The sequence below is a fragment of the Hymenobacter aquaticus genome (assembly GCF_004765605.1).
GTDB classification, from domain to species: Bacteria; Bacteroidota; Bacteroidia; order Cytophagales; family Hymenobacteraceae; genus Hymenobacter; species Hymenobacter aquaticus.
Genome location: NZ_SRLC01000002.1, coordinates 373,822 through 400,105, shown reverse-complemented (window position 1 = coordinate 400,105; position 26,284 = coordinate 373,822). Strand labels below are relative to the sequence as shown.

General features: G+C 64.7%; 3 protein-coding genes. All 3 read right to left on the bottom strand.

The genetic code is table 11. From position 1 onward, the window contains the following. Positions 1-42: 42 nt before the first annotated feature. Entirely contained in the window at positions 43-10,797 is a 10,755-nt protein-coding gene (locus E5K00_RS14450) for a non-ribosomal peptide synthetase (protein WP_135464031.1), read from the bottom strand. Between the two features lie 411 nt (positions 10,798-11,208). Then, a complete protein-coding gene (locus tag E5K00_RS14445) occupies positions 11,209-12,249 on the bottom strand; it encodes a TauD/TfdA family dioxygenase (RefSeq protein WP_135464030.1) in 1,041 nt (346 codons plus the stop codon). A gap of 83 nt (positions 12,250-12,332) precedes the next feature. After that, a complete protein-coding gene (locus tag E5K00_RS14440; RefSeq protein WP_167856902.1) occupies positions 12,333-26,210 on the bottom strand; it encodes a non-ribosomal peptide synthetase in 13,878 nt (4,625 codons plus the stop codon). Between the last annotated feature and the right edge of the window lie 74 nt (positions 26,211-26,284).

Genomic DNA, 26,284 nt, shown 5'->3' with positions numbered 1-26,284 from the left:
CGGACTCCCCTCCTACTCGTCGCTTTTAATAACTCACTTACCTTAAATAGTCACCTCTTCGGCGGCCTCGTTGTGAACGGCCTCGGCCTTGGCCCACAGCGCATTCTCGATTTCTTCGGCCAGGGCCTCAATCGTCGGCGTTTCAAACAGGGTCAGCACGTCGATGCGCACGTTGAACTGCTGGTGCACCTTGGTCAGCATCAGGATGCCGTTGAGGCTGTGGCCGCCGCTGGTAAAGAAGTTATCAGTAACGCCGACGGTTTCCTTGCCCAGAATCTTCTGCCAGATCTTAGTCAGGCGCTCTTCGGTTTCGGTGCGGGCGGCCACAAATTCCTGGCTGCGCTGCCCGGCGAAGGTCTGCGGGTTGGGCAGGGCCTGGCGGTTGATTTTGCCGTTGGGCGTCAGCGGAATTTCCTGGAGCTGCACAAAGGTCTGCGGCACCATAAACTCGGGCAGGCGCTCCAGCAGGTAGCTGCGCAGCGTGGCCGGGTCGGTTTCCGCGTTGCTCACGAAGTAGCCCACCAATTCTTTCTCGCCGGGCACCGTTTCGAAGGCCACGACCACCGCCTCGCGGATGCCGTCCTTGGCCTTGAGCACGTTTTCGATTTCGCCCAGCTCGATGCGGTAGCCCCGGATCTTGAGCTGCTGGTCGATGCGGCCCAGGAAGGTGATGCTGCCCTCGGCCGACCACGTTACCAAGTCGCCGGTGCGGTACACCAGGCCCTCACCGCCGAACGGATCAGCAATGAAGCGCTCGGCCGTCAGGTCGGGCCGACCGAAGTAGCCCGCGGCCACGCCCTCCCCGCCGATGAGCAGTTCGCCCGGCACGCCGTAAGCGCACAGGTTCTGGTGCTGATCGACCACGTACACTTTCGTGTTGGAGAACGGCTCGCCAATCGGCACGCGGCTGTAGGTGCGGGCCATGTCCACGCGGTGCATCAGCTTGCCGATGGTCGTTTCGGTGGGGCCGTAGTGGTTGTACACCTCCAGGGTCGGCCCGGTTTTGCGGATGCGGTCCAGCACGTCGGTTGTCAGCTCCTCGCCCCCGAAGATGATGCGCTTGGTGGGCAGCAGCGTGCGGTTGGTTTGCAGCGCTTTCCAGTGCGAAGGCACAATCTTGATGGTACCAATGGAGTTGGCCTCGAAGTAGTTGAGCAGCCCTTCGCTGTCGGTCAGGGCCTCTTTGGCAAACAGGTGGAGCGTGCCGCCGGTGAGCAGGGCACCAAACAGCACCGTGTTGCCCAGGTCGGCGGCCAGCGTGGAGAGCAAGCCAAACGACTCACCCGCCACGATGCCGGTTTTGGCCTGCAAGCCGTCAAGGTAATCCACCAGGTTGCGGTGCGTTACCATCACGCCCTTGGGCTGGCCGGTCGAGCCGGAGGTGTAAATCAGGTAAGCTACATCGGCGGGCCGCAGCGTGGTGGCCGGAGCCGATACGGCTTCCTGCTGCCAGGTGGCGTCGGGCGCGTCGAGCACCAGGAGCGGCAGGCTCTGCTGGTCGAAGGCGGCGGCGTTGGCCGCGTCTACCACGAGCAGGGCCGCTTGCGAATCGCTCAGCATAAAGGCTTTGCGGGCTTCCGGGAACTGCGTATCGAGGGGCACGTACACGCCGCCGGCTTTCAGGGTGGCCAGCAGGCTGGTCAGCGCATCCAGGGGGCGGTTCAGGCAGAAGGCTACTTTGGCGCCCTCCGTAATGCCCTGGCCGCGGAAGTAGTTGGCCAGCTGATTTACCCGCTCGTTCAGCGCCTGGTAGCTCAGGGCCTCGCCGGCCGCCACTACGGCGGTGTGGGCGGGCGTAGCGGCTACCTGCTTTTCGAACCGCGAGAGGACGGTTTCCTCGGTGCGGGGCAGCGTGCCGGTGGCGTCGAACTGCGCCAGGAGCTGCTGCTGCTCGGCAGCGGGCAGGTGGTTGGCGGTCCGCACGGGCTGGTTGGCCTGGGCCACGAAAGCCCGCAGAATCTGCTGGAAGTGCGTGCCCAGCCGCTCGATAAAGGCTGGGTCGTACTTGGCCGCGTTGAAGCGGAAGCGGTAGGCCAGCTGCGTTGCCGAGGGATACAGCACGAAGTTGAAGTCGAAGTTCGTCTGCACGTACGACTCCTTGCTGATGATATCCAGGCCCGGCGTATCGCTGGTTGGCGCGTATTCGGCACTTTCTGCCGCATTCGTGTTCTGGAACACGAGGATGTGGTCGAGCAGATTACGGCCCAGCGCGCTTTGTGCCTGCACTTCGGCCAACTGCCGGTAGTGGTGCGGCTCACTGGCAATGTGGAGCTGCTGCACTTGCTGCACCAGCTCTTTCACCGTCGTGTCGTTGCCGTACTGCACCCGCACCGGGATGGTGTTGATGAACAGGCCCACCATTTCCTCCACGCCGATCAGGTTGCCGGGGCGACCCGACACGACCGTGCCGAACACCGCGTCCTGCGTACCGGCGTAGCGGCCGAGCAGCACGCCCCAGGCGCTTTGCACCACCGTGCTCAGCGTCACGCCCAGCCGTTCGCTGAGTTGCTGCAAGCCGGCAAAATCGGCGTCGGCAATCTGGAAGAAGGCTTCCTGCTGGGTGTATTCCTGGCTGGTAACCTGCGTTGGCAGCGAAGCCGTCTGCTCGTAGCCCTGGAGGTATTGCGCCCAATAGTCGAGCGAGGCCTGCGCGTCGCGCTGGTCGAGCCAGCGCAGGTAGTCGGCGTACTTGTGGCGCTCCAACAGCTGCACCGGCTGCCCGCTCACCAAGCCCTGATACAGCTGGGTGAACTGCTGAATGAGAAGCTGAGAGCACCAGGCATCCATAATAATGTGGTGGTGGCTCCAAATCAGCTCATATTGGTTCTCGCTGAGCTGCAGCACGCGCAGGCGCATCTGCGAGCCCCGGCTCAGGTCGAAGCCCTGGGCCAGGTCCGCCTCCTTCTCCGCCGCTACCGCCTCGGTCAAGGCCTCGCCCAGCAGATGGCTCAGATCCACGAAGTGGAAGCCGCCGCTGACACGGGGCTGCACCACCTGCAAGGCCCGCCCCCCGTAGTGGTGCGTGAAGCTGGTGCGCAGCACGTCGTAGCTGCTCACCAGCTGCTGGTAGCTCTGCTCCAGCAAGGCCACCTGCAACTGGCCTTCCAGGCGGTAGGCCACCTGGATGCCGTGGGCCCGCGAGCCCGCATCCTGCACCCAGTGGTAGTACATACCCTCCTGCAGCGGCGTCAAGCCGTACACATCCTGCACCCCGCCCACCTGCGCCGTGAGCTGGGCCAACTCCCCGCGGCTCAGCCCGGCAAAGGTCAAGTCGCTAGGCGTCAGCTGCCGCTGCTCCAGCGCGGCCACCGTGCCGATCAACTCAGTCAAGTGCTGCTCGTAGTGGGCCAGCAGCTGCGCGATGGTTGCGGGCTGGTACTGCTGCTGGCTGTAGCTCACGCTCACCCGCAGCTGGCCCTCGACGATCAGGGCCGAGACCTCCAGCACGCTGCTGCGCTCGCGCCGGCTGCTCACGCTGGCCCCCCGCTCCTGGGCCGAGAAGCTGAACAGGCCCGCCTGCTGTGCATCGGCATTGCCCGCCCCCGCGCCGAAGTCGCCCAGGTAGTTGAACACGATGTCCGAGCTGGGCGCCCCGGCCAGCGGCTGCGCCGGGTGCAGGTAGCGCAGCAGGCCGTAGCCGATGCCCTTGCCCGGCAGGCGCCGCACCGCCTCCTTGACTTCAATCAGCGCCTCCACCGAATCGGCGGCCGGGCGCACGTCCAGCACCAGCGGGTATTTGCTGGTGAACCAGCCCACCGTGCGCGTCACGTCCAGCTCGCGGCCCAGCCACTCGCGGCCGTGGCCCTCGAGCGTGAGGCGCACCGGGCCCAGCGGCCACTGGGCCTGCAGGGCCTGGGTGAGGCCCGTGAGCAGGAGCTCCTGCACCTCCGTGCCCAGGGCCCGGTGGGTCTGCGTGAGCAGCTGCCCCGTCAGCTCGGCGGGCAAGACGAAGGCCTGCACCTGGGCGTCGACCACCTGGTTGCTCCCGGCGGGCTGGTCCAGGGGCAGGGCGTGGACCGGGGCCTGGTCCTGCTGCTGCCAGTAGGAGAGTTCAGCCTGCAGTGCGGGGCTCAGGGCCTGCTGCTGCTGCTGGGCCTGCCAGGCCTGCAAGGAGTCGGTTTTGGCTGGCAGCACCAGCGGCTGGCCCTGCTGGGCCTGGGCGTAGAGCGTGGACAGGTCCTCCAGCAGGATGCGCCAGGACACGCCGTCCACCACCAGGTGATGGGCCACCAGGAGCAGCTCGTCCGGGCCGTCGGGCTGCCGGAACACGGCGGCCTGGAACAGCGGGCCCGCGGCCAGCTCGAAGCTGCCCTGCAGCTGCTCGCTGAGGCGCAGCTGCTCAGCCCGCGCCTCGGCGGCCGGCAACTGGGTTATGTCATAAACTGCTAGTACGCTCTCTGTGATAGGTGCGTACTCCTGCTGCCAGGAGCCATTGGCATCCTGGGTGAAGCGCAGACGCAGACCATCATGGTGAGCTAGCAGCTTATTCAGGCTCTGACGCAGGTTTTCCTCATTGAGGCGCTCCTGGCTGGTCAGCAGAATCGACTGATTGTATTGCTGCTTATCAACCTGCTCATTGTCGAGGAACCAGTGTTGGATCGGGCTCAGCTCGACGGAGCCGGTGGCCGTGGCCTGGGAGATCTGGCGGGTGAGCTTGGTGGCGCGCTGGGCCAGTTCGGCCAGCACGGGGTAGCCCAGAATGTCGGCTACTTCCACCGAGTAGCCCTGCTGCCGCAGCCGCGACACCACCAGAATCGACTTAATCGAGTCGCCGCCCAGGTCGTAGAAGTTGTCCTGCCGGCTGATGTTCTCGCGGCGCAGCACCGAGGCCCACACCGTGGCCAACGCCGTTTCCACCGCGCCCTGCGGCGCTTGATAGTGGGCCCCGCGCCGGCCTTGCTGGCCGGGGTCGGGCAAGGCCGCCCGGTCGAGCTTGCCGTTGGCCGTCACGGGCAACGCCGCCAGCTGCACAAACTGGCTGGGCACCATGTAGGCTGGCAGCTGAGCCAGCAACCCGGTCCGCAGCGCGGCCTCGTCGATTTCCTGGCCCGTCGTGGGCACGACGTAGGCCACCAGCGCGGCATCCCCTTCCGCTTGCTTGAGGGCAATGACAGCGGCCTGGGCCAGGCCGGGGAGCTGGAGCAGCGCGTGCTGCACCTCGCCGGGCTCGACCCGGTAGCCGCGCACCTTCACCTGCTCGTCCACCCGGCCCACGAACCGCAGCCGCCCGTCCGCCTGCCGCACCACCTGGTCGCCGCTACGGTACACCTGCGCCCCCACTTTGCCCGGGTGGGCCACAAACTTACTGGCCGTCAAGCCCGCCTCGTGCAAATACCCCTGCGCCAGGCTGCGCCCGCCAATGAGCAGCTCGCCCACCACGCCCACCGGCACGGGCTGCTGCCGCGCGTCGGCCACCAGCAGCTCCACGTTGGCAATCGGGCCGCCCAGTACGGGCTGGGCCACGAAGCCCTGGATCGAGTCCTGCGTCAGCCGCTGGAAGCACACGCCAATGGTCGTCTCCGTGGGCCCGTAGTGGTTGAAGATCGTCAGCTGCGGGTTGCTGGCCAGCAGCGCGGCCATGTCGGCGCCGGCCATCGTGGCCCCGCCGCAGACCAGCAGGCGCAGCCGGCCCACCTGGGCCAGGGCCTGTACGCCCTGGCTCAAGACCAGGCCCTGCACCAAGGAAGGCGTGAGCTTCAGGAACGAGACCTGCCGCGCCTCAAGCCAGGCCACGGTGGCGGCCGCGTCTTCCAGCACCGCCTCGGGCGCGCTCAGGCACAGCTGCCCGCCGGTGAGCAGGGTCGGGAACAACACGGTGTAGCCCAAATCGAAGCTGTAGCTGGTCAGCAGGGCCGCCGTGTCGGCTTCGGTGAGCTGGGCTTCGGCGGCCAGCCACTGGCAGTAGTTGCGCAGGGAGCCGTGGCCCACGGCCACGCCCTTGGGCTGGCCCGTCGAGCCCGAGGTGTAAATCACGTACGCCGTCGGGTCGGCCGCGGCGACCGGGCGTTCTGGGGCCGTGGTGGGATACCGGGCGGCCTGGGTCAGGAACTCGGCGTACAGCTCGGCCGTGAGCGTGAGCTGGGCCTGGCTGTGGCGCAGCATGTACTGCTGGCGGGCGGCGGGCAGGCTGCTGTCCAGGGGCAGGTAGGCGGCCCCGGCTTTCCAGCTGGCCAGCAGGGCCACGACCACGGCCGGGCTCTGGGGCAGGGCCAGGGCCACCAAGGACAGGGGCTGGGCGCCGGCTTCGGCCAGCAGGAAGTGAGCCAGCTGCGAAGACAAGGCGTCCAGCTCGGCGTAGCTCAGCTGCTCGCCGCCGAAGCCCGACACGGCCACCCGCGACCCAAACCGAGACACTACCGACGTAAACTCCGTCAGTAGTGAACCTTCATTTTCGATGGTCAGCTCCGCGCCTTGGCTGGCCATTTCCAGCGCCGACGTTTCGGCTTCGGTCAGGTAGGCAATCTGGCTGATTTGCTCAGCGGGGTTGCTTACGGCCGCAATCAGGAACTGGCTGATGTTGCCTTGCAGCTGCGTGGCGAAGAACTCGCTGTAAATGTCGGTGTTGTATTTCAGCGTGAGTACCAGCTCATCGTCGAACTCGGCGAAGGAAAACAGGTAGTCGTACTTGCAGATTTCGCCTTCGAAGGGGAAAGCGTCGATGCTCAGGTCGCCAAAATCCCAGCCGTTGTTCTGGTAGGACGTGTTGGCCTGGTGCAGCAGCAGCCAGCAGTCGAACAGGGGCAGACGGCTGGTGTCGCGCTTCAGGCCAAGCTCTTCTACCAATTGGTCGAAGGGATACAGCTGGTGCTGGAAAGCGCCCAGCGTGGTGGCCTTCACCCGCTCGAATAGTGCTTCGAAGCTGTCGTCGGCGCTGAGCTGGGTGCGCAGGGCCAGGGTGTTGACGTAGAAGCCAATCTGCTCCTCCAGGTCGGCATGCTCGCGGCCGGCAATGGGGCTACCGATGATGATGTCTTCCTGCCCCGTGTAGCGGTGCAGCACGCCCTTCACCACGGCTAGCAGGCCGGTCAGCAGGGTGCCGCCCCGCTCCTGGCTGAACTGGCGCAGGCGCCGCACGGCCTCCTTATCGAGCTTGGTGCGCAGGCTGGCGCCGTTGTAGGTTTTCACCAGGGGCCGCTTCTTGTCGGAGGGCAGGTTGAGCACGGGCAGCTCGCCGCTGAACTTATCGAGCCAGTACGAGCGGCTTTCCTGGAAGGAGTCGCCCGACATTTTCTTATCGAGCCAGGCCGCGTAGTCGCGGTACTGAATAGCCAGCGGGGGCAGCGGGTTTTCCTGGGCGTTGAGGTAAGCGCCGTAGCAGTTCATCGTGTTGCTGATGAACACTTCCATCGACCACCCGTCGCAGATGATGTGGTGGGCGTTGTAGTACACCACGTAGCGGGCGTCGGCCGTCTTGATGACGCCCACGCGCAGCAGTGGGCCGGCACCCAGGTCGAACACGCGCTTGGCTTCGGCTTCCAGCACGGCCAGCACCTGCTCGCGCTGGTTGGCGGCGGCGGTCAGGTCGAGGTAGTCTACCTTGAAGTTCAGCTCGGCCGTGGTCCGGATAAACTGCCGCACTTCTTCGGTTACGGGGTCCTGGCCAAACACGGTGCGCAGGCTCTCGTGGCGGTTAAGCACCGTAATGAGGGCCTGCTCGAAGTTTTCGGGGTAGAACTCGCCCTCAAACTGCATAGCGTTGAAGATGTTGAACGCTGAGGAGCTGTCGCCCACCTGGCTCATCACCCACAGGCGCTTCTGGCCGTTGGAAGCGGGGTAGCTGTCCTTTTCGGCCGTTTTCTCGATGTTCACGAAGGTGAACTTGGCGGCGCGGCCAATCAGCTCGGCCTGGCCGGCAATGGTGGTATTGGTGTAGAAATCCTGCAGGGAAAGCATGATTTCAAAGTCGCGGTGGTAGCGGCTGATGAGCTGGGTCACTTTCAGGCTGTGACCCCCGATTTCAAAGAAATCGTCGTGCACGCCGATGGGCTGGGTACCCAGCACCTCTTCCCACAGCGCCACGAGGCGGTGCTCCATTTCGGTGCCGGCGGGCACGTACTCAGCGGCTTTGCTGAAGTAGTCCTGCGGGTTGGGCAGCTTCTTTACGTCGAGCTTGCCGTTGGCCGTCAGCGGAATGGCATCGACGGGGATAAACACGGCGGGCACCATGTACTCGGGCACTTTGTCGGCCACGAACTCGCGCAGCACGGCCGTTTCCAGGGTTTCCGAGCTGATGTAGTAGGCCACCAGGTAGCTTTCCTCGCTGGCGTTTTTCCAGAGCGTCACCATGCTGGTGTTCACGGCCTGGTGCTGGTCGAGAGCCTTCTGAATTTCCTGCAGCTCCACGCGGTAGCCCCGGATTTTCACCTGGTCGTCGATGCGGCCCAGGTAGTCGATTTCGCCCGAGGGCAGGAAGCGGGCCAGGTCGCCGGACTTGTAGAGGCGCTTGCCCGGCAGGGCGGCTACTTCCACAAACTTAGCGCTGGTCATGTCGGGCTTGTTCAGGTAGCCCTTAGCCAGGCCCTGACCAGCCAGGTACAGCTCGCCGATGCTGCCCACCGGGGCCAGCTCCAGCTCGGCCGTCAGCACGTAGGCTTCCATGTTGGTGATGGGCAAGCCGATGAGCACGGTATCGTGCACCGAGCCGATTTCCTTCACGATGCAGCCCACCGTGGCTTCGGTCGGGCCGTACTCGTTGTAGATGTGAATGTCGGGCGAGAGGGTGCGCAGGATGCGGATGTGCGAGGCCAGCAGGGCCTCGCCGCCCACGATGACGTGGCGCACGTTGGTGGTTTCCAGGCCCAGATACGCCAGCAGCGAAATGTGCGTGGGCGTCATCTTCACCGTGTCTACGCCGCTGCCGGGCTCAAACGACTGGTAGAGCATCTCCGAAATACCGAGGCCGCGCTCGAAGCACTGCAGGCTCTTGCCGCGGCTGATGGCGCTGAACAGGGCCGTGACGGTGAGGTCGAAGGAGAAATTGGTAATCAGCGAGAAGTTGCCCGTGGCGGGCTCGGCTTGGAAGTAATAGCCGTTGACCCAGCTGATGTAGTTGAGCAGGTTGGCGTGGGTAATCACGCAGCCCTTGGGCTCCCCGGTGGTGCCGGAGGTGTAGATGATGTAGGCCGTATCGGCGGCGGCGGGCAGGGGCAGCTCGATGTGGGCTTCCTCGTTGGCGCTGGCCAGCACTTCGGCTACGGTCAGAATGCTGAAGCCGGGAAATTCCTGCTGCCACTCTTCCACCAGCTCTTCCTGGGTCAGGATAAGCTTGCAGCGGCTGTCGAGCAGGATTTTCTGGATGCGCTCCTTGGGGTTGTTGCTGTCAATCGGAATGTAGGCGGCCCCGGCGTAGAGCACGCCCAGCATGGCCAGGGGAATTTCGGTGCTCAGGTCGAAGGCCAGGCCGATCAGGTCGCCGGCGCCGACGCCGTAGTTGGCTTTCAGAGCGCCGGCCAGCTGCTTGCTGATGGCACCCATTTCCTGGTAGGAGAAGCTTTCCTCGGGGCCCACCAGGGCCGTAGCCTCCGGAGTAGCCGCAATGGCCTGCTCAATCAGCTGCAACACCGTGTGCTCGGCCGTCGGGGCCTGGGCGGTGGCATTGGCGGCCGCCACGATTTCGCGGTCCTGGGGCAGCAGGGCGGTGGCGGAGCGGGTGGGCTCGGCCAGCAGCGCGGCCACGTTGGCCAGCAGCAGCTCGGCGGCCGTGGCGTCGTATTGGTTTTGGTCGTACTGAAACTGCACGTCCAGCGTAGCGCCGTTGTCGAGCACCAGCAGCTTCTGGCTGAAGGCGCTGGTCAGGGCCACCACGTTCGTCAGGACGGAAGCCCCGGCGGCGGGCGCCACGTCGTGGTACTCTACCACGTAGCGGGTGTTGGGGGCCCGGATGCCGGCGTAGCGGTCGGCAAAGTAATAGTCGCTCCAGTCGAGGCTGGTTTCGATGTTTTCCTGCAGCCGCGCGCTGAAGGCAGCCAGGTCGGCGGTGTCGGTCAGCTCCAGCTGCAAGGGCAGGTTTTTGGAGAACGGACCAATAACGGAAGCCAGCTCCTCATAGGCGCGGCCGTTGGTTACGAAGTCGAGGGCAAAAGCCGTACGCTCGGTGAAGCGCTGCAGGGCCTTGGCGTAGAGGGCTACCACCAGGGTCTGCACGTCAACGCCGTAGCGCTGAGCGGCGCTTTTCAGCGCCCCGGCAGCGACTACGGCGGTTTTTACGGCGGCCACGAAAGGTCGGCCATTGGGGTTTTGCTGGAACGGCAGGCGCAGGTCGCCGTCTTCACCGGGGCGGCTGGCCTGTTTCCAGAACGCGGCAGCTTCCTCGTTTTCCTCGGTGGCCAGCTCTTCCTGCCAGGCGGCGTACTGCCCGGTCTGGATCAGGTCATCGGCGGCGGGCAGCGCGTCGGCAGTGCCGGCCAGCACGGCGGCCACTTCGGCAAAGAAAAGCTTGATGCTGGCAATGTCCAGCAGCATGGGCAGGCAGCGCAGCTTCAGGCGCCAGGCCTCGGGGCCGGCGGCCTCCAGGTGCAGGGCCAGCGGCCGGGCCAGCGTAACTTCCGACTCTTCGCTCATCTCCCCTGCCTGCTCGCCCACCTCACCGATGGATTGCATCGGCAGCGAAAGTCCTTCCTTCGAAACGAATACCGTCCGCAGGATGTCGTAGCGGGCCACTACCGTCTGTATTGCCGCGGCAACAGTCTTACGATCAACCGCATACTGGAGCACGCATTCGGCTTCCAGCCGAGCTGAATCCTGGTTGCGCGTGAATTGCAAATAGAATTCCTGGTTTTTAGAAATAGGACTTAGCATGTAACAATAAGATTAGAGTATCAAGTAAATGAGTAGAGTAAGCTATACAAACGAAAGGGTAGCAACGAGAAGCGCAGATAGCTGGAAAGCAAAGCCATAATGACCCGGCTGCCCGAAGAAGCGACGACTTGGTAGAATTAACTGTAGCGAAGCCGGCAGCGCACGAGTGGGCGGGCCGGCGGGTAAGGAGGAGGTCTGCGGGAAGTAGAATAAATAACGGAGCAGGCAGACCGCGTAGGTTAGGCTATATCAGATAGACAGGATTTTAAGGTGATACGATAAGATTTTAACAACTAAATACTGGAATAAACTGGGGAAAGCTGAGAGCAGACCAGCCGCTCTCAGCCCCCGTAAACTGAAATTGCGTTCCTAAAGTAATAAATATCTTAAATATCAAGCGCAATTCGCTGATTAATTGTTGGCTTCCGCCGGTTTCTTGTAGGGCTCCACGATGGATACCACGATCTGGCGCTCCCCTTTGTAGGGGCTGCGGCCGTGGGCCGTCATCATGTTGTCGAGCAGCAGCAAGTCGCCTTCCTGCCACAGGAACAGCACTTTTTCCTGGTCGTAGGCATTTTTAATCTCGCTGTACTCGGCGAAGGAAATCTCCGAGCCGTCGCCGAAGAAGGTGTTGGAGGGCAGCAGCTCTTCGGGCATTTCGTCTTCCGGCTCCAGCCCGATTTCTTCGTAGAGGCTGTACTTGTTGAAGAAATACGAGTGGTTGAACCACATCAGGTCGCCGGACTCGGGGTGGGCGTAGATGGCGGGCTTCTGCCAGCGGATGGTCAGGTTGTCTTTGCCGCTGAAGATGCACTCCACGTTGTTTTCGGCGCACACGCGCTTTACTTCCTCGGGGTCGGTGGTCTGGAACACTTCCTGCCAGGGCATGCCGATGTGGGGCGACAGGTTGCGCTGGTAGATAACGCCCAGATCCTGAAACTTCTGGCGCAGGGCCGGGCTCAGGCGGGCCAGCACGCGGCGGTTGTCGGCAATGGGGGTTTCGCCCTGCTCTTCGGCGGCCTTGATGCAGCAGAAGATGATTTTGCGGCCCCAGGCATAGCTGTACGACGACTCGCTGTGCATATTAATGGTGCGCTCATTGGGGTAGGTCGTCGAGACGTACACCCGGTCGGCCACGGCGTAGCGGGGCGACGAGCGGAACATGTACGGAATGCTTTCCTCGCTGAAGCACTTCATGAAGGAGTCGAACTTCTCGACCGTGTTGATGGCGAAGCCCCGGAACAGGATGCCGCCGTGCTTGACCAGGTCGGCTTCTACTTCGGCGCGGTGCTCCTCAATCCAGGCCTTCAGGTCCACGCCCTTCAGCAGGGGCTTTACCACCAGGGGCAGGCCGTTGCTGCCGTCGAAGTACTCCTTGACGGTGATGTCCTGCTCGATTTCGGCCAGCATGGGGGCGGCTTTGGCCGCTTTGAGTTTTGCTAAGTTGTTCATGGCGTTGTATGCGTTAAATACGGTTGAATGGATAGAAAAACAGAGGGTATACTAGGCGTTGAAGACTCTTAAAAATCAGTGAATCAGGACAATTTGCCGCTCATCAGCTTCATGCGGTTGGCCGAGCGCAGCTTGCGGGCACTCTCCTTCTGCTCCTGCCGCTCGGCGGCCAGCATCTCTTCCCGGATGTCGAGCAGCGGGCGGTTGGGCTCGCGCAGCACCTGGCCCAGCAGCCGCTCCAGCTTGGCGGCCAGCTGCTGCACGTCGCGCTCCTCGAACAGGCGGTGCTGGTAGGAGTAGTTGATAGCCAGGGACTTTTCGCGCTCCGTGATGTCGAGCCAGAGCTGGGCCTTCACGAAGTTTTCCTCCTTGGTCAGCGGCAGCAGCTCCAGGCCCAGGTCGGGCGCGGCATCGTTGGCGTGGGCGTTCAGTGGGTTCAGGTTCAGGCCCACGTTGAAGAAGGGCTGCTCCTGGCTTTTGTGAATCTGGTCGACGATGCTCAGGTAGGGAAACTGCTTGTGCAGCATCACCTGCTTCACCGAGGCCTGCACCTTGCCGAAGAGGCTGGCGAAGCTTTCCTGCTCGGCCACCTGGGTCCGGACGAACACCGTGTTCAGGAACAGGCCGATGAGGTCTTTCACTTCCTCATGGTCGCGGGTCGAGACGGGCGTCACCAGGGTCAGGTCGGCTTGGTCGGTTTCGAGGTGGCACAGGGCCTTGAACAAGGTGAGCAGGGCCATGTAGAGCGTGCCCTTCTCCTGCCCCACCCAGGTGCGCAGCTGCTGCACCAGGGCTTCATCCTCGATTACCTGGCGGTAGATGTCGGCCTTGAAAGCATCGGGCACGTTGGGCTGCCGCCACGGGAAGCGGATCTGCGAGTCGTAGTTGGTCAGGTAGGTTTTCCAGAAGCCGGCGCTTTCGGCCAGCTTGGCCTCGTTGCGGTTTTTGCGGCTCCAGTCGGCGTAGTCCTTGAACTGGATGGGCAGCGTGGGCAGCGTAATAGCCGCTTGGTCGGCTACCTGGTTGGCATAGAGCGAGAACAGCTCCCGCACGATGATGTGAATCGAGAAGGCGTCGCTGATGATGTGGTGCATGTTGAACAGCACCAAGTACTCGTCGGTCTGGTGCTGCACCACCTGCAACTGAATCAGGGGCCCGTTCACGAAGTCGAACGACTTGGTAACTTCCTCGTTCACGATGGCCGTCAGGTCGGCGGGGCTCAGGTGCTGCGCGCGCAGGTCGCGCACCACGAAGGCCTCGGGCAGCTGCTCCAGGGGCAACACCCACTGGCGCACGTTGTAGGCCTGCTCGTCGTAGCGGAACACGGTCCGGAGTATCTCGTGGCGGTTTTGCAGCGCGTGGAAGGCCGATTGCAGCTTGTCTACTTCCAGGGCCCCGGTCAGCTGGTAGGCCATCGAAATGTTGTAGGCAACCGACGTAGCGGGGTCCTGGCACACGGCCCAGTACACTTCCTGGATTTCGGTGAGCGGGTAGCTGCGCTGCACGGGGGCCACGCTCAGGCCGGCTTCCTGCTCGGTTACTTCGTTGATAAGCTTGGCCTGCTCCTCGATGGTGGTGGCGTAGAACAGCTTGGCCGAATCCAGCGCAATCTTGAAGCCCGACTTGATTTTGGCCACCATCAGAATGATTTTGATGGAGTCGCCGCCCAGGTCGAAGAAGTTGGCGCGGATGCTGATGGTGTCCTTTTTCAGCACCTGCTTCCAGATGCCGAGCAGCTTTTCCTCCACCTCGTTGCGCGGGGCCACGGGGCCAAACTCGGCGCCGGAGGCCATGCTGTCGGGGCTGGGCAGCTGGCGCTTGTCCACCTTGCCGTTCACCGTCACGGGCAGTTCCTTGAGCTGCACCAGGTAGGCGGGCACCATGTAGTCGGGCAGGGTGGCGGCCAGGAAGCCTTTGAGCTCAGGCAGCAGCACCTCGCCGGGGCTGGTGAAATAAGCTACCAGCACCTTTTCCTCGGCCATTTCGGTGGCTACCACCACGGCCTGACTGATATCGTCGCGCAGCAGCAGGGCATTTTCCACTTCGCCCAGCTCGATGCGGTAGCCCCGCACTTTCACCTGGTCGTCGCGGCGGCCGAAGTACAAGAGGTTGCCGTCGGGCAGCACCTTGCCGGTGTCGCCGGTGAGGTAGATGAACGCGCCTTCCTTGTAGGGATGGGGCACAAACTTCTCGGCCGTGAGGTCGGGGCGGTTGAGGTAGCCTTCCGACAGTTGCTCGCCGGCAATGACGATTTCGCCTTCCACGCCCACGGCGGCCAGCTGCCGGCGCCGGTCGAGCACAAACACCTGGGTGTTGGCAATGGGCACGCCGATGGTAATGTTGGCCGTGTGCTGGTCGATGACGGCTACCGTGGCGCCGACGGTGGTTTCGGTGGGGCCGTACTCGTTGTAGATCTGAATGTCGGGGTTGATGGACAGCAGATACGAGACGTGCTTTTCCTTGAGCTGCTCGCCGCCCACAATGACTTTTTGCACGGCGGTGGGGCGCTTGCCCAGCTCGCTCAGCACCCCGATGTGGGTAGGCGTGCACTTGACCACCGTGATGCCGTGCGCGCCCCAGAATACGTCGGGCAGTACTTCGTCGAGGCCTTCCTTGCCGTAGACCACCACTTTGCCGCCGGTCACGAGGGGGGCGAAAATGCAGGTCACGGTCAGGTCGAAGGAGAAGGACGTGAACAGCGGGAAGGTCGAGCCGGCCCGGGTCTTGCAGTTCACGTTGGGGCAGGTCGCCGCATCCCTGGTGCAGGCCCGGGTGCAATACGTCTGGGCCGCGTAGCTGATGTAGTTGGTCAGGTTGTGGTGCTGAATCGGCACGCCCTTGGGCCGGCCCGTGGTGCCGGAGGTGTAGATGGCGTAGGCCAAATCACCGGGCTGGTTGCGCACGGCCGTCCACTCGTCGGCATACTGGCCCTCAGCGGCCCGGAAGCGGCTGATTTCCTGCTCATCGAGCAGCACTTTGCTGCGGCTGTCCTGGCGGATGTAGTCGATGCGCTCCTGCGGATACTCCGGGTCGATGGGCACGTAGGCAGCTCCGGCCTTGAGGGCACCGAGCACCGAAATCATCAGCCACTCCGAGCGGTAGAGCTGGATGCCCACGAAGTCGTTGGCGCCCACTCCGTACTCCTGCACCAGGTACTGGGCCAGGCGGTTGGTCACGACATCGAGCTGCTGGTACGTCAGCGTCGTGGCGCCGTACACCACGGCCGGGCGGTTGGGCGTGCGGGCTACCTGGGCGGCAAACAGGTCGATAACCGTCTGGTCGAGCGGGTAGTCCGTGGCCGTGTCGTTGAGCTCCACCAGCAGGCGGTTTTTCTCGGCCAGCGGCAGATGCTCCACCGTATCAACCACCTGCTCGGGCGCCGTTACGAAGCCGGTCAGCAGCGTGACAAAGTGCTCTTTGAGGGCCGCAATGAACGAGGCTTCGAAGATGTTGGTGTTGTACTTGAACTCCAGCCGAATCGAATCAGGCGTGGGAATGCAGTTGATGTGGAAGTCGAAGTTGGTGCTTTCGTACAGCTCCCGGCCCGTGATTTTCAGCACGGCGTTTTCCACGTCTTCGGCGGAGTCGCCACTGTTGTTTTCCAGGTTTTCGAATACCAGCACGTGGTTGAACAAGTCGCGGCCCAGCTCACTCTGCGCCCGCACGTTGGCCAGCGGCGAGTAGTGGTGCGGCTCGGTGCTGAGGGCCTTGCGCTGCACGTTGTGCAGCAGTTCCCGCACCGTGGTTTGCTCGCTGTAGTTCACCCGCACCGGAATGGTGTTGATGAACAAGCCAATCATTTCCTCCACGCCGATCAGACTGCCGGGGCGGCCCGATACGACGGAGCCAAAGACCACGTCGGGGGTGTTGGTGTAGCGGCTGAGCAGCACGCCCCAGGCGCTTTGCACCACCGTGTTCAGCGTCACACCCTGCTGGCGGCACAGCTGGTACACGTCGTTTACCAGAGCCGGCTCCACATCCAGACTTACCTCGGCCTGGGCATAGGCCAGCGTGTCGTTGGCCGCCACTTTCTTAGGCAGGGAAGCGGGCTGTTCGTAGCCCTTCAGATAGTCCTTCCAATAGGCGAGCGAGGCCTGCGCGTCGCGCCGGTCGAGCCAGCGCAGGTAGTCGGCGTACTTGTGGCGCTCCAAGAGCTGCACCGGCTGCCCGCTCACCAGACCCTGGTATAGCTGGGTGAACTGCTGGCTCAGCAAGCGCGAGCACCAGCCGTCCATGATGACGTGGTGGTGGCTCCAGATAAACTCGTAGGCGCTGGCCCCGAGTTGCAGCACGCGCAGGCGCATCTGCGAGCCCCGGCTCAGGTCAAAACCCTGGGCCAGGTCCGCCTCCTTCTCCGCCGCTACCGCCTGGGCGAGTTGCTCGCCGCTCAGGTGCGAGAGGTCCACGAAGTGGAAGCCGCCGCTGACGCGGGGCTGCACCACCTGCAGGGCCCGCCCGCCGTAGTGGTGCGTGAAGCTGGTGCGCAGCACGTCGTAGCTGCTCACCAACTGCTGGTAGCTCTGCTCGAGCAAGGCCACCTGCAGCTGGCCCTCCAGCCGGTACGCCACCTGGATGCCGTGGGCCCGCGAGCCCGCATCCTGCACCCAGTGGTAGTACATCCCCTCCTGCAACGGCGTCAAGCCGTAGACGTCCTGCACCCCGCCCACCTGCGCCGTGAGCTGGGCCAGCTCCTGGCGGTTCAGCCCCGAGAAGGTCAAGTCGCTGGGTGTCAGCTGCCGCTGCTCCAGCGCCGCCACCGTGCCGATCAACTCGGTCAAGTGCTGCTCGTAGTGAGCCAGCAGCTGCGCGATGGTCTGCCGCTGGTACTGCTGCTGGCTGTAGCTCACGCTCACCCGCAGCTGGCCCTCGACAATCATAGCCGAGACCTCCAGCACGCTGCTGCGCTCGCGCCGGCTGCTCACGCTGGCCCCCCGCTCCTGGGCCGAGAAGCTGAACAGGCTGGCCTGCTGCTCATCGGCATTGTTCGCCCCCGCGCCGAAGTCGCCCAGGTAGTTGAACACGATGTCCGAGGCCGGTGCGCCCGCCAGCGGCTGCGCCGGGTGCAGGTAGCGCAGCAAGCCGTAGCCGATGCCCTTGCCCGGAAGGCGGCGCACCGCCTCCTTGACTTCAATCAGCGCCTCCACCGAATCGGCGGCCGGGCGCACGTCCAGCACCAGCGGGTACTTGCTGGTGAACCAGCCCACCGTGCGCGTCACGTCCAGCTCGCGGCCCAGCCACTCGCGGCCGTGGCCCTCGAGCGTGAGGCGCACCGGGCCCAGCGGCCACTGGGCCTGCAGGGCCTGGGTGAGGCCCGTGAGCAGGAGCTCCTGCACCTCCGTGCCCAGGGCCCGGTGGGTCTGCGTGAGCAGCTGCCCCGTCAATTCTGCGGGCAGCACGAAGGCCTGCACCTGGGCGTCGGCCACCTGGTTGCTCCCGGCGGGCTGGTCCAGGGGCAGGGCGTGGACCGGGGTCTGGTCCTGGGCCAGCCAGTAGGCCAGCTCGGCCTGCAGCTGCCCACTGCGGGCCTGCTGCTGCTGCTGGGCCTGCCAGGCCTGCAGCGAATCGGTCTTGGCCGGCAGTTGCAGGGCCTGGCCCTGCTGGGCCTGGCTGTAGAGCGTGGACAGGTCTTCCAGCAGGATGCGCCAGGACACGCCGTCCACCACCAGGTGGTGGGCCACCAGCAAGAGCTCGTCCGTGCCGTCCGGCTGCCGGAACACGGCGGCCTGGAACAGCGGGCCCGTGGCCAGCTCGAAGCTCGCTTGCAGTTGCTCGCTCAATGAAAGCTGCGCGGCTTGCGCCTCGGCGGCCGGCAACTGGGTTAGGTCATACACGTGCAGCAGCACGGGCGTGTCGGCGATGGCGGCGTAGTGCTGGCACCAGCGGCCAGACTCCTCCGCCACCGTGAAGCGCAGGCGCAACCCGTCGTGGTGAGCCAGCAGCTGGGCCAGGCTTTGCCGCAGCCACTCTTCATTCAGCCGTTCGCGGCTGGTCAGCAATACTGCCTGGTTGAAGAAGTGGCGGTCTACATTTGTATCCCCTAAAAACTCGTGTTGGATCGGGCTCAGCTCGACGGAGCCAGTGGCCGTGGCCTGGGAAATCTGGCGGGTGAGCTTGGTGGCGCGCTGGGCCAGCTCGGCCAGCACGGGGTAGCCCAGAATGTCGGCTACTTCCACCGAATACCCTTGCTGCCGCAGCCGCGACACCACCAGAATCGACTTAATCGAGTCGCCGCCCAGGTCGTAGAAGTTGTCCTGCCGGCCCACATGCTCGCGGCGGAGCACCGAGGCCCAGACGTCGGCCAGCTTGGTTTCCACGTCGCCGCGGGGCACTTCATACTGCGTTTGCCGGCTGCTGAGCTGGCTTTGCGCGGGGTCGGGCAGGGCTTTGCGGTCGAGCTTGCCATTGGCCGTCAGCGGCAACTCGGCTAGCTGCACAAAGTAGCTGGGCACCATGTAGGCGGGCAGCTGCTCTTGCAACGTAGCGCGCAGCGTGTCCACCGTGAGGGGCTCACCGGCGGCGGGCACCACGTAGGCTACCAGCGCGGCGTCGCCGTCGGCGTGTTTGGTGGCAATGACGGCCGCCTGGGCTACGCCGGCATCGGCCAGCAGGGCGCTTTCAATTTCGCCCAGCTCGATGCGGTAGCCCCGGATTTTCACCTGGAAGTCGGTGCGGCCCAGGTATTCCACGTTGCCGTCGGGGAGCCAGCGGCCCAGGTCGCCGGTGCGGTAGAGCCGGGCGCCGGGCTGGTACGGATGGGCCACGAACTTCTCACGCGTCAGCTCCTCCCGGTTCCAGTAGCCGCGGGCCAGCTGGATACCGCCGATGTAGATTTCGCCGACCACGCCCAACGGTACGAGGCGCTGCTGGCGGTCAAGAATCAGAATCTGGGTGTTGGCGACGGGCTTGCCGATGGGCACCTTGGTGCTTTCCGGCGTGGTGTTGTAGTACGTTACATCGATGGACGCCTCAGTCGGGCCGTAGAGGTTGTAGATGGGCACCGACAGCTCGCTGTACCACTTTTTCACGCTTTCCAGGGCCAGGGCCTCGCCGCTGGTCATCACGCAGCGCAGGCCGGCCAGCAGTTCCAGCTGCTCTTTCGACTCCCAGAGGCCACCGATAAAGGCGTTCAGCATGCTGGGCACGAAGTGCAGGCACGTGACGCCGTAGCGGGCAATGAGAGCGGCAATGCGGCTGGGCGAGTAGATGTCGTCTTTCTCGCAGAGCACCATTTCGCAGCCCCAGCCCAGGGGCAACAGCAGCTCCCACACCGACACGTCGAAGGTGAAGGTGGTTTTCTGCAGAATCACGTCGGCGCTGGTGAAGTTGTACTCCTTCCACATCCACTCCAGGCGGTTCACCACGCCACGGTGCTCGAGCATGCAGCCTTTGGGCTTGCCCGTCGAGCCGGAGGTGTAGAGCACGTAGGCCAGGTTGGTCGGCGCGAGGGCCACCGGCACGGACTCGGTCGGGTACTGGGGCTGCACCAGCCGGAACAGGTCGATCTGCTGGGCATCGAGGCAGACTTTGCACTGGCTGTCTTCCACCAGGTAGGCAATCCGGTCGGCGGGGTAGGCTGGGTCGATGGGCACGTAGGCGCCCCCGGCCTTGAGGGTAGCCAGGATGGAAACAATCATCCAGGGGCCCCGGTCGAGCTGCACGGCCACCCGGTCTTCGAGCTGCACGTCGTGCTGCTGGCGCAGGTAGTGGGCCAGCTGGTTCGACATCTCGTCGAGCTGCTGGTAGGTCAGGGTTGAGTCGGCGAAGCGCAGGGCCACGGCCTGGGGCCGCCGGGCCACCTGGCCAGCAAACATATCCACGATGGTTTTGTCGGCCGGGAAGTCCACGGCCGTATCGTTGAGGCCCTCCAGCAGGTACGTGGTTTCGGCGGCGCTGAGGTATTCAATGGCAGCTACCGGCTGGTCGTCATTGGCGCAGAAGCCGCCCACGATTTCCTTGAAGTGCGCTTCCAGCCCCGTGATGATAAAGTCGTCGTAGCACTGGCCATTGTAGTTGAAGTGAAACTCAAGGCTGGCCTCGCGCGGCACGATGGTCACGTGCAGATCGTAGCTGGTGTGCTCGTTTACTTCACTCTGGGCCAAGCTCAGCTCGTTGTCGCCGCTGCCCATGTCGCCGTCGTGCTCGGCCAGGTTTTCGAACACCAGGATGTGGTCGAACAGATTGCGGCCGAGGGACGTTTGCGCCTGCACTTCGGCCAGCTGCCGGTAGTGGTGGCCTTCGCCATTGAGCTGCTGCTGGTGCTGGCGGGCAATCAGCTCCCGCACCCGCTCCCGCTCGCCATACTGGATGCGCACCGGAATGGTGTTGATGAACAAGCCAATCATGTCCTCCACGCCCACCAGGTCGCCGGGGCGGCCCGACACGACGGAGCCGAAAACTACGTCTTGGGTGTCGGCATAGTGGCCGAGCAGCACGCCCCAGGCGCTTTGCACCACCGTGTTCAGCGTCACGCCCTGCTGGCGGCACAGCTGCTGGAGCTGCCCGTAGGTAGCGCCATCCAGCTGGAAGGAAGCATGCCGCCGGGTATACGTATCCGCTGCCGCCGTTTTCTTAGGCAGGGAAGCGGGCTGTTCGTAGCCCTGCAGATAGTCTTTCCAGTAGTAGAGCGAGGCCTGCGCGTCGCGCTGGTCGAGCCAGCGCAGGTAATCGGCGTACTTGTGACGCTCCAACAGCTGCACCGGCTGCCCGCTCACCAGACCCTGATACAGCTGGGTGAACTGCTGGCTCAGCAAGCGCGAGCACCAGCCGTCCATGATGACGTGGTGGTGGCTCCAGATAAACTCGTACGCGCTGGCGCTGAGCTGCAGCACGCGCAGGCGCATCTGCGAGCCCCGGCTCAGGTCAAAGCCCTGGGCCAGGTCCGCCTCCTTCTCCGCCGCCACGGCGCTAGCCAAGGCCTCGCCCAGCAGGTGCGAGAGGTCCACGAAGTGGAAACCGCCGCTGACCCGGGGCTGCACCACCTGCAGGGCCCGCCCGCCGTAGTGGTGCGTGAAGCTGGTGCGCAGCACGTCGTAGCTCTGCACCAGCTGCTGGTAGCTCTGCTCCAACAGCGCCACCTGCAACTGGCCTTCCAGCCGGTACGCCACCTGGATGCCGTGGGCCCGCGAGCCCGCATCCTGCACCCAGTGGTAGTACATGCCCTCCTGCAACGGCGTCAGCCCGTAGACGTCCTGCACTGCGCCCACCTGCGCGCTGAGCTGCGCCAGCTCCTGGCGGCTCAGCCCCGAGAAGGTCAAGTCGCTGGGCGTCAACTGCCGCTGCTCCAGCGCCGCCACCGTGCCGATCAACTCGGTCAAGTGGCGCTCGTAGTGAGCCAGCAGCTGCGCGATGGTCTGCCGCTGGTACTGCTGCTGGCTGTAGCTCACGCTCACCCGCAGCTGGCCCTCAACGATCAGGGCCGAGACCTCCAGCACGCTGCTGCGCTCGCGCCGGCTGCTCACACTCGCCCCGCGCTCCTGGGCCGAGAAGCTGAACAGGCCCGCCTGCTGCGCATCGGCATTGCCCGCCCCCGCGCCGAAGTCGCCCAGGTAGTTGAAGACGATGTCCGAGTTGGGCGCCCCGGCCAGCGGCTGCGCCGGGTGCAGGTAGCGCAGCAAGCCGTAGCCGATGCCCTTGCCCGGCAGGCGCCGCACCGCCTCCTTGACTTCAATCAACGCCTCCACGCTATTGGCGGCCGGGCGCACGTCCAGCACCAGCGGGTACTTGCTGGTGAACCAGCCCACCGTGCGCGTCACGTCCAGCTCGCGGCCCAGCCACTCGCGGCCGTGGCCCTCGAGCGTGAGGCGCACCGGGCCCAGCGGCCACTGGGCCTGCAGGGCCTGGGTGAGGCCCGTGAGCAGGAGCTCCTGCACCTCCGTGCCCAGGGCCCGGTGGGTCTGCGTGAGCAGCTGCCCCGTCAATTCTGCGGGCAGCACGAAGGCCTGCACCTGGGCGTCGGCCACCTGGTTGCTCCCGGCGGGCTGGTCCAGGGGCAGGGCGTGGACCGGGGTCTGGTCCTGGGCCAGCCAGTAGGCCAGTTCCTGTTGCAGCTGCCCACTGCGGGCCTGCTGCTGCTGCTGGGCCTGCCAGACCTGCAAGGAGTCGGTCTTGGCCGGCAGTTGCAGCGGCTGGCCCTGCTGGGCCTGGGTGTAGAGCGTGGACAGGTCTTCCAGCAGGATGCGCCAGGACACGCCATCCACCACCAGGTGGTGGGCCACCAGGAGCAGCTCGTCCGTACCGTCCGGCTGCCGGAACACGGCGGCTTTAAACAACGGGCCCGCGGCCAGCTCGAAGCTGGCCTGCAGTTGCTCGCTCAATGAAAGCTGCGCGGCCCGCGCCTCGGCGGCCGGCAACTGGGTTAGGTCATACACGTGCAGCAGCACGGGCGTGTCGGCAATAGCGGCGTAGTGCTGGCACCAGCGGCCGGACTCCTCCGCCACCGTGAAGCGCAGGCGCAACCCGTCGTGGTGAGCCAGCAGCTGGGCCAGGCTTTGCCGCAATGATTCTTCTACCAGGCGCGTCTGGCTAGTGAGCAGAATCGACTGATTATAGTGATGCAGGTCGACCGAAGTACGACCGAAGTATTCGTGCTGAATGGGAGTCAGCTCTACCTCGCCCGTCACCGGGCCCTGGTCGATTTGGCGGGTGAGCAATTGAGCGTGTTCGGCCAGCTCGGCCAGAACCGGGGTGCGCAGCACGTCGCTCACTTTCAGGCTGTACCCCGCCTGCTTCAGGCGCGACACCACCATTACCGCTTTAATCGAGTCGCCGCCCAGGTCGTAGAAGTTGTCCTGGCGGCTGATGTTTTCGCGGCGCAGCACCGAGGCCCACACCGTGGCCAACGCCGTTTCCACCGCGCCCTGCGGCGCTTGATAGTGAGCCGTCCGCTGGCTCTGGGCGCTTCGGTGCGGATCGGGCAAGGCCGCCCGGTCGAGCTTGCCGTTGGCCGTCACGGGCAGCTCGGGCAGTTCGATGATGATACCAGGCACCATGTAAGCCGGCAGGTGCTGCTGCAGCGCAGTGCGCAACTGCGGCTGGTCCAGCACATGCCCATTTGTGGGCACTACGTAAGCCACCAGTTCCGTGGTGCCCTCGTGCGTAACGGCAATGACGGCGGCCTGGGCCAGGCCGGGGAGCTGGAGCAGCGCGTGCTGCACCTCGCCGGGCTCGACCCGGTAGCCGCGCACTTTCACCTGCTCGTCCACCCGGCCCACGAACCGCAGCCGCCCGTCCGCCTGCCGCACCACCTGGTCGCCGCTGCGGTACATCAGCTGGCCGGGCTTGCTGGGGTGGGCCACAAACTTGGCGTGCGTCAAGCCCGCCTCGTGCAAATAGCCCTGCGCCAGGCTCCGCCCGCCAATGAGCAGCTCGCCCACCACGCCCACCGGCACGGGCTGCTGCCGCGCGTCGGCCACCAGCAGCTCCACGTTGGCAATCGGGCCGCCCAGCACGGGCTGGGCCACGAAGCTGGTAATCGTGTCCTGCGTCAGCCGCTGGAAGCACACGCCGATGGTCGTCTCCGTGGGCCCGTAGTGGTTGAAGATCGTCAGCTGCGGGTTGCTTTCTAGCAGCGCGGCCATGTCGGCGCCGGCCATCGTGGCCCCGCCGCAGACCAGCAGGCGCAGCTTACCGACCGTAGCCAGGGCCTGTACGCCCTGGCTCAAGACCAGGCCCTGCACCAAGGAAGGCGTCAGCTTCAGGAACGAGACCTGCCGCGCCTCAAGCCAGGCCAAGGTGGCGGCCGCGTCTTCCAGCACCGCCTCGGGCGCGCTCAGGCACAGCTGCCCGCCGGTGAGCAGGGTCGGAAACAACACGGTGTAGCCCAAATCGAAGCTGTAGCTGGTCAGCAAGGCCGACACATCCTGCTCCGTGAGCTGGGCTTCCGAGCCAAACCACTGGCAGTAGTTGCGCAAGGAGCCGTGGCCCACGGCCACGCCCTTGGGCTGGCCCGTCGAGCCGGAGGTGTAAATCACGTACGCCGTCGGGTCGGCCTGAGGAGTCAGGGTGGGGGCCGTGGTGGGATACCGGGCGGCCTGGGTGAGGAACTCCTGGTAGCGCTCAGCGGTGAGCGTGAGCTGGGCCTGGCTGTGGCGCAGCATGTACTGCTGGCGGGCGGCGGGCAGGCTGCTGTCCAGGGGCAGGTAGGCGGCCCCGGCTTTCCAGCTGGCCAGCAAGGCCACAATAACGGCCGGGCTCTGGGGCAGGGCCAGGGCCACCAAGGACAGGGGCTGGGCGCCGGCCTCGGCCAGCAGGAAGTGGGCCAGCTGCGAGGACAAGGCGTCCAGCTCGGCGTAGCTCAGCTGCTCGCCGCCGAAGCCCGACACGGCCACCCGCGTCCCAAACCGGGACACCACCGACGTAAACTCCGTCAGCAACGAGGCCGAGGAAGCCGCCAGGTCCGCCCGCGGATTCACCAGCGCCAGCGCGGCCTGCTCTTCTTCCCCGATGTAGTTGACGCGGCCTACCGGCTGCGTCGCGTCGCGCAGCACGGCGGCCACAAACGACGTGAGGTGCCGACCGAGCTGCTCCACGAGGGAGCTTTCGAGCACGTCGGTATTGTACTCCAGGCGAATCGACAGCGCATCCTGGTGCTCGTAGCAGCGGAATGAGAGGTCGAATTTGCTGGCTATTTCCTGGGAAATGGCGAAGTCGCGGGAAGCCAGGGCCGGGCCGTGGGCATCGGGCGTGGCCGTCACGTCGGCGGGCTGCAGGTTGAGCAGCACGTCGAACAGCGGGTTGCGGCTAGGGTCGCGGCGCAGGGCCAGGGTTTCCACCAGCCGGTCGAAGGGATACAGCTGGTGCTGGAAAGCGCCCAGCGTGGTGGCCTTCACCTGGTCGAACAGCGTTTCGAAGCTGTCGTCGGCACTGAAGCGGGTGCGCAGGGCCAGGGTGTTGACGTAGAAGCCAATCTGCTCCTGCAAATCGGCGTGCTCGCGGCCGGCAATGGGGCTGCCGATGATGATGTCTTCCTGCCCCGTGTAGCGGTAGAGCAAGCCCTTCACCACGGCCAACAGACCCATGAACAAGGTACCGCCCCGCTCCTGGCTCAGCTTTTTCAGCTTGCCGGTGGTTTCGGCGTCCAGCTCAATGGTTTGGAAAGCGCCCTTGCTGCTGAGCAGAGCCGGGCGGGTTTTGGAGCTGGGCAGCTGCAATACGGGCAGCTCGCCGGCAAACTGCCGGTTCCAGTACTGCTCCAGGGTTTGCAGCGACTCGCCGCTGAGCTGCTGCGAGTGCCAATGGGCGTAGTCTTTGTACTGAATCGGCAGGGCCGGCGGTGGGGTGCTGTGGCCCTGGCCCAGGCGCAGGTAGCTGGTCAGCACGTCGCGGGTCAGCAGCTGCATCGACCACCCGTCGCTGACGATGTGGTGCATGTTGTAGTAGAACACGTGGCGGTCGGCGGCCAGCTGAAACAGCGTGGCGCGCAGCAGCGGGCCCCGGCTCAGGTCGAAGGGCACTTGCAGATCCTGCCGCACCAGGGCGCGCACCTGCTCGTCGGCGTCGGCGTGGCCGCGCAAATCCGTGACGCGCAGCCGGAAAGCCAGCGTGGGCAGCACGTGCTGGCGGGGCTCCCCGGCGGCATTTTCCCGGAACACGGTGCGCAGAATCTCGTGGCGGGCCACGACGCTGGCAATGGCTTGCTCAAACAGCTCCGCGTTCAGCGCGCCGGTCAGCTCCAGCACCGAGGGAATGTTGTAGTTCAGCGCGTTTTCCTCCGACTGGCTCAGAAACCACAGCCGCCGCTGCCCATCCGACAGGGCGTAGTCGGTCTGGGCCGGGGCCTGCGCGATGGTGGCGTAGCCTTTCTGGCGGGTGCGCTCCTCCCGGATAAAGTCCATCAGCGCCGCCTTGTGCGTTCTGATAAGCTCCTTATCCTCGGCGGTCAGGTTTTCGGTTTTCCCCCGCAGCCGCAAGGCGTTTGCGGTATCATCCAGCGTGATAGTGGTGCCCTTAGCGCGTAAATTCAATAGTAGATCTAGAACGTCCATTGGTATAGCAGTATATGTTGTAGCGCAGCGCGGGGTAATTTCCGGGGCTGATA